Genomic DNA, 12,493 nt, shown 5'->3' with positions numbered 1-12,493 from the left:
AGCGGAACGGAGCGAGTGTGAGCAAGCAGCGTGATTTTGTGCTTCGCACCATCGAGGAGCGGGGCGTGCGCTTCGTGCGCCTCTGGTTCACCGACGTCTCCGGCACCCTCAAGTCGGTGGCCATCGCGCCCGCCGAGGTGGAGGGCGCGTTCGGCGAAGGCATCGGCTTCGACGGATCGGCCATCGAGGGGCTCACGCGCGCCTACGAGTCCGATCTGCTCGCTGTGCCCGATCCCTCGACCTTCCAGCTGCTGCCGTGGCGCAGCCAGGATCAGCCGAGCGCGCGCATGTTCTGCGAGATCCGCACTCCCAACGGCGAGCCGGCCATCGCGGATCCGCGCAACGTGCTCAAACGCACCCTCGAGCGGGCGGCCGAGCTGGGCTTCTCCTTCTATACGCACCCCGAGATGGAGTTCTACCTGCTGCGCTCGAAGGAGCTCGGCCCCGAGGGCCCGATCCCCGTCGACCGTGCAGGCTACTTCGACAACGTGCCCGGCGGCACCGCGCACGACTTCCGCCGGGACGCCGTCAACATGCTCGAGGACCTCGGCATCTCGGTCGAGTTCAGCCACCACGAGGGCGGCCCCGGGCAGAACGAGATCGACTTGCGCTACGCCGACGCGCTCACGACGGCCGATAACATCATGACCTTCCGCACGGTCGTGAAGGAGGTCGCCATCGCGCAGGGCGTGCACGCCACCTTCATGCCGAAGCCGCTCGCGAATCAGCCGGGCTCCGGCATGCACACGCACCTGTCGCTCTTCGAGGGCGACACCAACGCCTTCTACGACCCCGCAGCGAAGTACCAGCTGTCGCAGACGGGCCGTCGCTTCGTCGCGGGCCTGCTGCGCCACGCCCCCGAGATCACGGCGGTCACGAACCAGTACATCAACTCCTACAAGCGGCTCTGGGGCGGTGACGAGGCTCCGTCATTCGTCAGCTGGGGACACAACAACAGCTCGGCGCTCGTGCGCATCCCCATGTACAAGCCGAACAAGGGCGGCGCCGCCCGCGTCGAGTACCGTGCCATCGACTGCGCGGTGAACCCCTACCTCGGCTTCTCGGTGCTGCTCGCCGCCGGCCTGAAAGGGATCGAGGAGGAGTACGAGCTTCCGCCCGAGGCCGAGAACAACGTCTGGGCGCTCAGCGACGGCGAGCGGCGCGCCATGGGCTTCGACCCGCTCCCGTCGAGCCTCGACCACGCGCTCGCCGTGATGGAGCGCTCGGAGCTCGTCGCCGAGACGCTGGGGGAGCAGGTCTTCGCCTACTTCCTCCGAGACAAGCGCAGGGAGGTCGCCCGCTACCGCAGCCAGGTGACGCCCTACGAGCTCTCCTCGATGCTCGACACGGTGTGATCGGGGCCGGTGTGGCTGGCGCTGCGCGCGGTGGCGGCGAACTGCGGCTCGCCGATATCGCGCGTGCGGGATTCCAGGAGCTGGCGGGCGCGCGCGAGCAGCTCGCCGAGCTCGGTGAGGGACTGCGCCTCCCGGTCTCCGATCTGCTCGACGCCTTCTCGGTCGCGGCCGACCCCGATGCGGCGCTCGCCCGCGTGCGGCTGCTGCGCGAGCAGCAGCCGCGATCCCTCGACTCCCTGAACACGGCGTCGTGGCGCCGCATGGCACGACTCTTCGGCGCCTCTCCCGCGCTCGGCGACTTCTTCGCCAGGCGCCCAGAGCGCCTCGCCGCACTGCTCGAGGGAGGTGGCCACATCGTCTCCCGCGGCGAGGCCGCTGCCGAGCTCACCGAGGCGGTGCGCACCCGCGGAACCGCCGCCGACCGACCGGTGCTCACCTGCGCCGACGGCTGGAACGCGCTCCGCGTGCGCTACCGGGAACTGCTCGCGGAGGTGATGCTCTACGAACTCGAGCGAACCCCGGGCGGCGGGGCGCTGGAGCTCTTCGAAGCCGTGGCGGCGTCGCTCTCCGACCTGGCGGCCGGCGCGATCGAAGCATCCCTGCTCGTCGCCCGCGCATCGATCGCCTCGGGAGAGGCCGGGCCGCCCGTGCGGCCGGAACGTCTCGACGCGGTGCGCCTCGCGATCGTCGCGATGGGCAAGTGCGGGGCCGAGGAGCTCAACGTCGTGTCCGACGTCGACGTCGTCTTCATCGCGGAGTCGACCGACGACGAGACCCTCGGCGGCGACGCCCTGATCCGCCTCGCGACGCGGTTGGCGAGCGAGACGATGCGCGGCATCCACGACCCCGCCACCGAGCCGCCGCTCTGGCAGCTCGACGCGAACCTGCGCCCCGAGGGCAGGCACGGCGCGCTCGTACGGACGCTCGGGTCGATGACGAGCTACTACGAGCGCTGGGCGAAGACGTGGGAGTTCCAGGCGCTGCTCAAGGCGCGCGCCGTCGCGGGCGACATCGAGCTCGGCGAGAGCTTCGTCGAGCAGACCAGGGAGCACGTCTGGTCGTCCTCGTCGCGCGAGGACTTCGTCGGCTCGGTGCAGCGCATGCGGCAGCGCGTCACCGAGCACATCGCCGACGACGAGCTCGAGGTGCAGCTGAAACTCGGCCCCGGCGGCCTGCGCGACATCGAGTTCAGCGTGCAGCTGCTGCAGCTGGTGCACGGCCAGTATCACGACCAGCTGCACCTGCGGGGCACGCTCCCCGCGCTGCGCGCACTCGTCGAGGGCGGCTTCGTCGCGCGCGGCGACGGCGAACGGCTCGCGGCCGACTACCGCTTCCTGCGCGTGCTCGAGCACCGGCTGCAGCTGCGCGGCCTGCGACGCACGGCGCTCATGCCGCGCGACTCCGAGCACCTGAGGGTGCTCGCCCGCGCGAGCGGCCTCGCGGACACGGGAGACGAGCTGCTGGCCCGGTGGGGCGCCGTGAAGCGGGAAGTGCGCGAGCTGCATCTCAAGATCTTCTACGCGCCGCTGCTGAGCGCCGTCGCCGCGCTGCCCGAGGAGGAGCTGGTGCTCGGCAGCGACGAGGCCCGCGCCCGTCTCGCGAGCATCGGCTTCAAGGATCCCGACGGCGCGATGCGGCACCTCGGCGCCCTCACCCGCGGCACGTCGCGGCGGGCGCGGATCCAGCGGAACCTCATGCCAGTGCTGCTGCAGTGGCTCTCGGACGGCACGGATCCCGACTACGGTCTGCTCGCGTTCCGGCGCGTGAGCGAGGCGAATCACGAGACCCCCTGGTACCTTCGTCTGCTGCGGGACGGGACCGAGGCCGCCGAACGGCTGACCAGGGTGCTCGCGAACTCCCGCTTCTCCGCCGAGCTGCTCGAATCGATCCCCGAGGCGGTCGCGTGGCTCGAGCGCGACGAGACGCTGCGACCGGCGCAGCTCGCGCCGCTGCTCGAGGAGATGCGCTCCCTCGCCTCCCGCCGTCACAGCGCTGAGGACGCCGCGCGGATGCTGCGCGCCGTGCACCGCCGCGAGGTGCTGCGCCTCGCCATGGGGCGGGTGACCGGGGTCATCGGCGACGGCGAGGTCGCGGCCGGGCTCGATGCCGCGCACACGGCGCTCCTGGACGCGCTGCTGATGGCCCTGCGCACCGAGCACCAGCAGACGCGCACCGATCCGCTGCCGGAGATCGCGCTGATCGGCATGGGACGGTACGGCGGGCGCGAGCTCGGCTTCGCCTCGGACATCGACATCGTCGCCGTCTTCAGGGCCGCCGAGGGCGTTCCCGGCGAGCGCGCATCGCGCGAGGCGACGCGCTTGATCTCCGAGCTCAGACGCCTGGTCTCCGACCCCCGGTTCCCGGTCGACCTCGACTTCGACCTGCGGCCCGAGGGCAAGAACGGCCCGATCGTGCGCAGCCTCGACGCCTATCGGAGCTACTACGAGCGGTGGTCGGTGACCTGGGAGGCCCAAGCGCTGCTCCGCGCCCGCTGGGTCGCGGGGAGCGCCGAGCTGGGGGACGCCTTCGAGGATCTCGCGGACGAGATCCGATACCCGGAGGCGTTCGGCGAGAACGACGTGCGCGAGGTGCGGCGGATCAAGGCGCGCGTCGAGGCCGAGCGTCTGCCGCAGGGAGCCGACCCGCGGAGGCACCTCAAGCTCGGTCCCGGCGGGATCAGCGACGTGGAATGGCTCGTGCAGCTCCTCCAGCTGCGGCACGGCGCCTCCCATGACGAGCTGCGCACCGTGTCGACGCTCGATGCCCTCGACGCGGCGCGCGATCTCGACTACCTCAGCCGCGACGAGTGCGAGCATCTCGTGGAATCCTGGCGCTTCGCGAGCGCGGTGCGCTCGGCGCTGAAGCTCTGGACGGGGCGGGCGTCCGACGTGCTGCCCTCAGACTGGAGCGACCTCTCCGGCATCGCCGGCGTGCTCGACCTGCCGCGCGATCGCGTCTCCGAGATCCCGGAGCGATGGCTGGCCGTCTCGCGGCGTGCGCGAGCAGTGTTCGAGCGCGAGTTCTTCGGCTATCGGCCGGACGAGCGCTTCCCGACGCCGTGAGGGATCGGGCGCAGAGATCCCTCGCAACCTGCTGTTCACCGTCACTTCGCGAAATAGACCTTGTTCATTCCGTTATCGAAGCGTAACCTGATCGTTATGCAATACTTACAGTCATTTCTCGAGGCCCTCCTCGCTGAAGACGGTGCAGAGTTCGAAGACGAACTCGAATCCTGACACGGCGAGCCGTTCCGCGACACCGCAGTCGCCCGATCAGACAGAAAGACGCGAGCCCCCGGCACTGATGCCGGGGGCTCGCGCCGTTCGGAGCGGGCGCGGGGCGCCTCACGGTGGGGCGATCAGACCCCGTAGTACATCTCGAACTCGTAGGGGTGGGGGCGGAGCGCCATCGGGGCGATCTCGTTCTCGCGCTTGTAGGAGATCCAGGTCTCGATGAGCTCCTCGGTGAAGACGCCGCCCTCGAGCAGGAACTGGTGATCGGCTTCGAGTGCGTCGAGCGCCTCCTCGAGCGAGCCCGGCACCTGCGGGATGTTCTTCGCCTCCTCGGGGGGCAGCTCGTACAGATCCTTGTCGATCGGCTCCATCGGCTCGATGCGGTTGCGGATGCCGTCGAGGCCCGCCATCATCTGCGCGGCGAACGCGAGGTAGGGGTTGCCCGAAGCGTCCGGGGCGCGGAACTCGATGCGCTTCGCCTTCGGGTTCGAGCCCGTGAGCGGGATGCGCACCGCTGCCGAGCGGTTGCCCGCCGAGTAGGCGAGGTTGACCGGGGCCTCGTAGCCCTTCACGAGACGCCGGTAGCTGTTGATCGTCGGGTTGGTGAACGCCAGCAGCGCGGGTGCGTGGTGCAGGATGCCGCCGATGTACCAGCGGGCGATGTCGGAGAGCTGGGCGTAGCCGTTCTCGTCGTAGAAGAGGGGCTCGCCGCCCTTCCAGAGCGACATGTGCGTGTGCATGCCCGAGCCGTTGTCGCCGAAGACCGGCTTCGGCATGAAGGTCGCGGTCTTGCCCCAGGTCTCGGCCGTGTTCTTCACGATGTACTTGAACTTCAGCACGTCGTCCGCGGCGTGCACCAGCGTGTCGAATCGGTAGTTGATCTCGGCCTGGCCGGGCGCGCCCACCTCGTGGTGCGAACGCTCGAGCTGCAGGCCCGCCTCGATGAGGCGCAGAGAGATGTCGTCGCGCAGATCGGCCTGCTTGTCGACGGGGGAGACCGGGAAGTAGCCGCCCTTCTCGCGCGTGGTGTTGCCGAGGTTCGCGCCGTCCTGCTTGCGCGCGGAGTTCCAGTGCGCCTCCTCGGAGTCGATCTCGTAGAAGGTGCGGCGCGGGGTGGTCTCGTAGCGGACGGAGTCGAGGATGTAGAACTCGGCTTCGGGCGCGAAGAACGCGGTGTCCGCGATGCCGGTGGAGACGAGGTACTGCTCGGCCTTCTTCGCCACCTGACGGGGATCCTTCGAGTAGATCTCGCCCGTGCGGGGGTTGAAGATGTCGCAGACGACGATCAGGGTGCGCTCGACGCGGAACTGATCGATGTAGGCCGTCGTGACATCGGGGATCAGCTGCATGTCGGACTCGGCGATGCCCGCGAAGCCGCGGATGGAGGAGCCGTCGAACATCTGCCCCGTCTCGAAGAAGTCCTCGTCGACGGTCGCCGCCGGGATGTTGAAGTGCTGCTGCACGCCCGGAAGATCGGTGAAGCGGATATCGACGAACTTGACGTCCGTCTCCTTGATGAAGTCGATGACTTCCTGCGGACTTGTGAACATGCTGCTCCTCGTGACTGGGGCGTCTGATCGACGCCGTTCGCTTGTAAACAGACTACGCGAACCCGGTTACCGAAAGGTTCGACCCGTGTTTCGCCTCTGTTACGGCAGGCGGTGCGAGCGAGGGATCACGACCTGATGAGCACGGTGCCCGCGATCTTGTCGTGGAAGCCCCGCTGATCCGAGTCCCAGACGAGGACGGGGATCACGAGCACGAGCAGCAGCGTGCGCACGGCGGGGCGCCAGGGCCCGACCCAGCCGCCCGCGATCGGGACGACGCGCAGGCCGCAGACGCGGTGGCCGATGGACCCGCCGATGGTCGGGATGAAGACGATCTGCAGGATCGCGAAGAACAGGATGTTCCACAGCTCGGGGTGCCGGCCCCCGATGAGCGCGTAGGCGGGGAGCGCCGCGAGTGCCCAGTCGATGATGATGGCGAGTATGCGGCGACCGGGCCGTGCGACCGAGCTCGGGCCGCTCTCGGGAAGCCCGAGCCGTTCGCCCGGCCAGGCGCTGGGCGCGAGGTCGCCGAAGCGCTGCGGTGACTGCGTGGGCATGCGGATCAGCGCGGGCGCTGCGAGCGGACGCGGTTGGGGTCCATGCCCTTGGGAATGCCGATCGGAGCCGCCTGCAGCGAGGAGAGCCGGTTGAACACGGCGTCGACCTCGGGGCGGCGCAGCTTGGCCGGCAGCTTCACGAGGGTGCGGGACAGCTTCTCGAGAGGAACGCCGTCCTCGTCCTCGCCGACGTGGATGTGCACGACCTCGACGTTGCGGAGCGCGCGCTTGACCTTACGCTCCTCATCGGCGGCCATGCGCTGCGTGCGCTGCCGCGATCCCTCGGAGATCAGCACGACGCCGCCGCGACCGACCACGCGGTAGACCGCATCCTGGTTGCGGTTGACCGCGACGGGCACCTCCGAGCCGCGCCACGACCGTCGCAGGGCCCCCTGCACGACCGCACCGACGGCGCCGGGCCTGCCGGCGATCTGGCGGTAGGCGACCCGCTCGGCGCGACGGCCCAGCACGATCATCACGAGCAGGATGCCGACGAGCACGCCGGTGAGGGGCCAGACGATCCAGCCGAGCCAATTGCCGGCGAAGACCCAGGCGAGCACGACGGAGACGAGGACCGGTGCGATGAAGCACAGCAGCAGGATCGGCGTCAGACCGCGATCGTGCACCTTCGTCGTGCGATAGATCTCGATCATCTGCCGGATGCGCCCGTTGCGCTTCGCTTTTTCTGCCATACCTTCTAGGATATCGCGTTCACCGGGGTGCTTCGTCCTCCACAGTCGCCCGATCCCCGCGAAACGCGGAAGTTGTTCGCACGGGCCCTCCGGGGGCGGCAGGCCTCGCCTAAATCGGGCATGCTGAACCGCGAGACGGTGCGCGGACGGTCGCATCGACGGGTCGGGAGGAGGCCGGAGATGGGGCGGGTGCGGGCGGGCGCGAAGGGGGCGAGGGATCTCGCCCGCATGGCTGAGCTGCTCTGCGAGCGCGGCATAGAGCTGCGCAGCGAGGGCTGGTGCCTCGGCGTTCCGCGCATCGGGGAGATCGGCATCGACGACAACGGAGCCGTGCTCCTCGAACGTTCCGCAGGGGCGGCGCGGAGGCACGCGGCCCACGTGAGGCGCGGACACGGCGCCGGCTGCGCGGAACTCGGCGTGCCCCGCGAGACCCTCGAGCGGCTGCTGCGTTCCTGGGACCGGGTCGGCGCGGCGGAGTTGGTGCTCGAGGCGGTCGATCTGGCCATCGCCGAGCTCGCCGGTCGGGCGAGGGTCGGCGCGTGGAGCCCTGAGGAGGCCCGCGACGCCGTCGCCCACGCGCTGCGCAGCCGGCTGACACCGGAGAAACGGGCCGCGGTGGCCCGCACGCGAAAGCGGGCCCGCCGCTCTTCGGAGCGACGGGCCCGCCTGTCCGCGGTGCGGGGTCAGATGCCGAGGTCGGCCTCGAACTGACCGGCCTCGAGGCGCTGCTTCACCTGAGTGAGGAAGCGTGCTGCGTCGGCGCCGTCGATCGTGCGGTGATCGTACGACAGCGCGAGGTACACGGTCGAGCGGATCGCGATGGCGTCGCCGTCGGGACCCGAGACCACACCGGGCTTCTTCACGACCGCACCGGTGCCGAGGATGGCGCTCTGCGGCAGGAACACGAGCGGGGTGTCGAACAGCGCGCCGCGCGAACCGGTGTTGGTGAGCGTGAAGGTGCCGCCCGCGAGCTCGTCGGGCTTCAGCTGGTTGCCGCGGGTACGGGCAGCGAGGTCGGCGATCTCGTCGGCGATCTGAGCGATGTTCTTCTCGCCCGCGTCGCGGAGCACCGGCGTGAGCAGGCCCTTCTCCGTGTCGACCGCGATGCTGATGTTCTCGGTCTCGGGGTACACGATCGAATCGCCCTCGACGGTCGAGTTGATGATCGGGTAGCTGCGGAGCGCCTCCGCGGCGGCCAGGGCGAAGAATGGCAGGAAGGAGAGCTTCGTGCCCGTCTTCTGCAGGAACTCGTCCTTCTTCTCCTGGCGCAGTTGCGCGATGCGGGTCACGTCGACCTCGACGACCGTGGTGAGCTGCGCGGTCTGCTGCAGCGATGCGACGGCGCGCTCGGCGACGACGCGCCGCAGGCGGCTCATCTTCTGAGTCGTTCCGCGCAGCGGCGATACCTCGGGAGCGGGGGCCGCCTCGACTGCGGGCTTCGCGGCCGGCGCCGATGCGGAGGCGGGAGCGGCCTGCTGGGAGGCCTGCTCCGCCGCCGCGATCACGTCCTCCTTGCGGATGCGGCCGCCGACGCCCGTGCCGGTCACCGACGCGAGATCCACGCCGGAGTCGTGCGCGAGCTTGCGGACGATGGGGGTCACGTAGCCGGGCTGCGTCGCCTGTGCGGCTGAGGGCTCCTGCTGCGCCGGCGCCTCGGCGGGCTGCTCGGCGGGCGCCTGAGCCTCGGGCTCTGCGGCGGGCTCGGGCTCGGCGGCTGCGGCCGGGGCCTCGGCGGGCGCAGCTGCTGCAGGCTCCTCGGCGGGAGCCGGGGCGGCCGGCGCCTCCGACGGGGCGGGGGAGCCGCTGCCGACGCGGGCGAGTGCACCGCCGACCTCGACGGTCTCGTCCTCCTGCACGAGCACCTCCTGCAGGATGCCGGCGACGGGAGACGGCACCTCCGTGTCGACCTTGTCGGTGGAGACCTCGAGCAGGGGCTCGTCGACCTCGACCGAGTCGCCGACGCTCTTCAGCCAGCGGGTGACCGTTCCCTCGGTGATGCTCTCGCCGAGCGAGGGGAGCGACACCGTCGTGCTGTCGCCCGCCCCGCCCTGGGCGGGCGCGGCCTCGGGCTGAGCGGGCTGCGCCTGGGCGGCGGGCGCCTCGGCCTCGGGGGCGGCCTGCTCGGCGGGACCGGCCTGCTCCTCGGGCTCCGCAGCGGCTGACTCCTGGGTCGCGGCGGGCTCCTGGGAGGCCGAGCCGGATCCGTCGCCGATGCGGGCGAGTACCGCGCCGACCTCGGCGGTGTCGTCCTCCTGCACGAGGATCTCCTCGAGCACGCCGGAGACGGGGGAGGGGATCTCGGTGTCGACCTTGTCGGTGGAGACCTCGAGCAGGGGCTCGTCCACCTCGACCGTGTCGCCGACGTTCTTCAGCCAGCGGGTGACCGTTCCCTCGGTGACGCTCTCACCGAGGGCGGGGAGTACTACAGATTCACTCATCGCGCTATTCCGTTCGTGTTGTCGCTCAGATGGCGTGCAGCGGCTTGCCGGCGAGCTTCAGCATGGTCTCGCCGATGGTTTCGTTCTGGGTCGGGTGCCCGTGGACGAAGGGCGCGACGTCCTCGGGGTGCGCCTCCCAGTTCACGATGAGCTGGGCCTCGCCCACGAGCTCGCCGACGCGCGCGCCGATCATGTGCACGCCGACGACCGGGCCGTCGTTCACGCGCACGGCCTTCACCGAGCCGGCGGTTCCGAGGATCGAGCTCTTGGCGTTGCCCGCGAGGTTGTACTCGTACGAGGTCACGTTGTCCTCGCCGTACTGCTCCTTCGCCTTGGCCTCCGTGAGGCCGACGGAGGCGATCTCGGGGTCGCAGTAGGTGACCTTCGGGATGTTCACGTCCTGGACGACGACGGGGTTCAGGCCCGCGATCTCCTCCGCGACGAAGATGCCCTGCTGGTATCCGCGGTGGGCGAGCTGCAGGCCGGGTACGATGTCGCCGACGGCGTAGACGCCCGGCACGTTGGTGGCCAGGCGGTCGTTCGTCAGCACGAAGCCGCGGTCCATCTCGACGCCGACCTCTTCGAAGCCGTTCCCCTGCGTGGCGGGGCCGCGGCCCACGGCGACGAGCAGGTAGTCGGCCGAGATCTCCGTGCCGTCCTCCAGCGTCACGGTGACGCTGTCGGCGTCCTGCGTGACGCCCTGGAAGCGGACGCCGAGCTTGAACGCGATCTTCCGCTTGCGGAACGCGCGCTCGAGCTGCTTCGAGACCGACTCCTCCTCGTTGGGCACGAGGTGGGGCAGGCCCTCGACGATGGTCACATCCGCGCCGAACGAGCGCCAGACGCTCGCGAACTCGACGCCGATGACGCCGCCGCCGAGGATGATGACGCTCTTCGGCACCTCCTCGAGCTCCAGCGCCTGCTCGCTCGTGATCACGCGGCCCTCGATGTCGAGGCCGGGAAGCGAACGGGAGTACGAGCCGGTCGCGAGCACGACGTTCTTGCCGACGATGCGGTCGTCGCCCACCTGCACGGTGTTCGGGGCGACCAGTCGGCCCTCGCCGTCGATCACGGTGATGCCGTTGGCCTTCAGCAGCCCCTGGAGACCCTTGAACTTGCCCTCGACGAGCTTGCGGCGGAAGCCGTTCACGCCGGCCATGTCGACGCCGGAGACGCTCGAGAGGACGCCGTAGGCCTCGCCGCTCGCGGCGACGTCCACGATCTCGGCCGAGTGCAGCAGCGCCTTCGTGGGAACGCAGCCGCGGTGCAGGCAGGTGCCTCCGAGCTTGTCCTTCTCGATCACTGCCGCGCTGAAGCCGAGCTGGGTCGCGCGGATGGCCGCTGCGTATCCGGCGCTTCCGCCACCTAGGACTACGATGTCAAACTGCTGATCAGCCAAGTGGGATCTCCCTCGGATCGTTCGCATGGGGGTGGGGCGCTCTGTGGTAAGAAGCGCACTGGGTCCACCCTACTACCTCCCTCTGACGTTCAGGGTCGGCCGCGGTTCGCTCTCGGCGTCACGGCTCCGGGGTCCCGTCATGGCGCCGCTTCGTAGGATGGAGGTGTGAACGAGTCGATCTTCTCCGCCGAGTACGCCGAGCGCCGCGCCCGCGTGCCCCGTGGGCTGCCCCTGGTGGTCGCCATGGAGGGTCTGAGCGACGCCGGGGGAGCGGTCTCGCAACTGGAAGAGTACCTCTGGGAGCACGCGCACCCCGAGGAGATCCTGCGTTTCAACGCCGACCTGCTGCTCGATTACCGCGCCCGCAGGCCGCTCATCACCTTCGACGGCGATCACCTCGTCGACTACTCCCCTGAAGAGCTGGTGCTCGGGCTCGCCCACGACGAGCTGGGCGCACCGTTCCTGGTGCTCAGCGGATACGAGCCCGACTTCCGCTGGGAGCAGTTCATCGACACGGTCCTGCTGCTCGTGCACGAGTTCGAGGTCTCGATCACCGTCTGGACCCACGCGTTCCCGATGCCGGTCCCTCACACTCGTCCGATCGGGGCGACGGTGAGCGGTTCGCGCGACGATCTCATCGAGGCGCGCTCGGTGTGGCGACCGACGACCCGGCTCTCCGCATCGGCCGCCCACGTGCTCGAGTACCGGCTGCACAGCCTCGGCGAGGAGGTCGTGGGATTCGCGCATCTGATCCCTCACTACCTCGCAGGCACCGAGTATCCCGAGGCGCTGCTCGTGTCGCTCGACGGGATCATGGCGGCAACCGGCCTGATCCTCTCGACGGACGGCGTGCGCGAGGCCGCCCGCTCCTTCCGCGCGCAGGTCGATGCGCAGATCTCCGAGAACGAGGAATCGTTGGAGATGGTACGCACGCTCGAGCACCGCTACGACGCATACATGGAGGATCGCGGTGCTCAGTCGCCGCTCATCGGCGAGGACGGGACGCTTCCGACCGCCGACCAGATCGCGAGCGAGCTCGAGCGCTTCCTCGCGGAGCGGCAGCAGTCGGGGCCTTCCGACGGGGACGGCGACGACGGGCTCGGGTGACGCTGCCCCGGAAGGAGGGTGAGGGATCCCTCGCGGAATGCCGCGCCGTGTCCCGAGGAGCCGCCGCGACGTGCAATAATAGGGGGCCTAGCCCATTCAATCCAAGGATTCTCCCGCTCGCGGGAATATTTCGGACTTGACATGGGTTTTCATGCTGTGAGCGCC

9 protein-coding genes are annotated in these 12,493 nt (G+C 69.8%); 4 read left to right on the top strand and 5 right to left on the bottom strand.

What is annotated here, in order from left to right:
- The first annotated feature begins 17 nt into the window (after nt 1-17).
- Both J4H91_RS12975 and J4H91_RS12970 read left to right on the top strand, forming a co-directional pair.
- Nucleotides 18-1,355, top strand: a complete 1,338-nt coding sequence (locus tag J4H91_RS12975) for a glutamine synthetase beta-grasp domain-containing protein (protein ID WP_208046686.1) — start codon at nt 18-20, stop codon at nt 1,353-1,355.
- 11 nt (nt 1,356-1,366) lie between these two features.
- Nucleotides 1,367-4,417, top strand: coding sequence for a bifunctional [glutamine synthetase] adenylyltransferase/[glutamine synthetase]-adenylyl-L-tyrosine phosphorylase (locus tag J4H91_RS12970; RefSeq protein ID WP_208046685.1), 3,051 nt, complete (start codon nt 1,367-1,369; stop codon nt 4,415-4,417).
- Between the two features lie 296 nt (nt 4,418-4,713).
- On the opposite strand, the gene glnA is transcribed toward J4H91_RS12970, so the two are convergent.
- The 3 genes from glnA to J4H91_RS12955 form a co-directional block, all read right to left on the bottom strand.
- Nucleotides 4,714-6,138 carry a type I glutamate--ammonia ligase gene (glnA, locus tag J4H91_RS12965; protein ID WP_208046684.1) on the bottom strand — a complete coding sequence of 475 codons (1,425 nt, stop codon included), beginning with the start codon at nt 6,136-6,138 and terminating at the stop codon, nt 4,714-4,716.
- A gap of 125 nt (nt 6,139-6,263) precedes the next feature.
- Nucleotides 6,264-6,692: an RDD family protein gene (locus J4H91_RS12960; RefSeq protein WP_208046683.1), complete on the bottom strand. Its 429-nt coding sequence runs from the start codon at nt 6,690-6,692 to the stop codon at nt 6,264-6,266.
- 5 nt (nt 6,693-6,697) lie between these two features.
- Complete coding sequence (locus tag J4H91_RS12955; protein ID WP_208046682.1) at nt 6,698-7,384, bottom strand: DUF4191 domain-containing protein; 687 nt, start codon at nt 7,382-7,384, stop codon at nt 6,698-6,700.
- 180 nt (nt 7,385-7,564) lie between these two features.
- On the opposite strand from J4H91_RS12955, the gene J4H91_RS12950 reads away from it, so the two are divergent.
- Nucleotides 7,565-8,095 (top strand): hypothetical protein, encoded by a 531-nt coding sequence (locus J4H91_RS12950; protein WP_208046681.1) that lies wholly within the window; start codon nt 7,565-7,567, stop codon nt 8,093-8,095.
- On the opposite strand, the gene sucB is transcribed toward J4H91_RS12950, so the two are convergent.
- Together sucB and lpdA are read right to left on the bottom strand one after the other, a co-directional pair.
- Entirely contained in the window at nt 8,068-9,822 is a 1,755-nt protein-coding gene (gene sucB / locus J4H91_RS12945) for a 2-oxoglutarate dehydrogenase, E2 component, dihydrolipoamide succinyltransferase (protein ID WP_208046680.1), read from the bottom strand. The two genes, J4H91_RS12950 and sucB, sit on opposite strands and share 28 nt — an antisense overlap.
- Nucleotides 9,823-9,847: 25 nt before the next feature.
- Nucleotides 9,848-11,221, bottom strand: coding sequence for a dihydrolipoyl dehydrogenase (gene lpdA / locus J4H91_RS12940; RefSeq protein ID WP_208046679.1), 1,374 nt, complete (start codon nt 11,219-11,221; stop codon nt 9,848-9,850).
- Nucleotides 11,222-11,386: 165 nt separating this feature from the next.
- Here lpdA and J4H91_RS12935 point away from each other — a divergent pair, with 165 nt between their 5' ends.
- Complete coding sequence (locus tag J4H91_RS12935) at nt 11,387-12,328, top strand: PAC2 family protein (RefSeq protein ID WP_208046678.1); 942 nt, start codon at nt 11,387-11,389, stop codon at nt 12,326-12,328.
- Nucleotides 12,329-12,493: the final 165 nt, after the last annotated feature.

This window comes from Leucobacter ruminantium (assembly GCF_017565705.1).
GTDB lineage: Bacteria > Actinomycetota > Actinomycetes > Actinomycetales > Microbacteriaceae > Leucobacter > Leucobacter ruminantium.
This window is presented reverse-complemented; position numbering and strand designations above follow the sequence as displayed.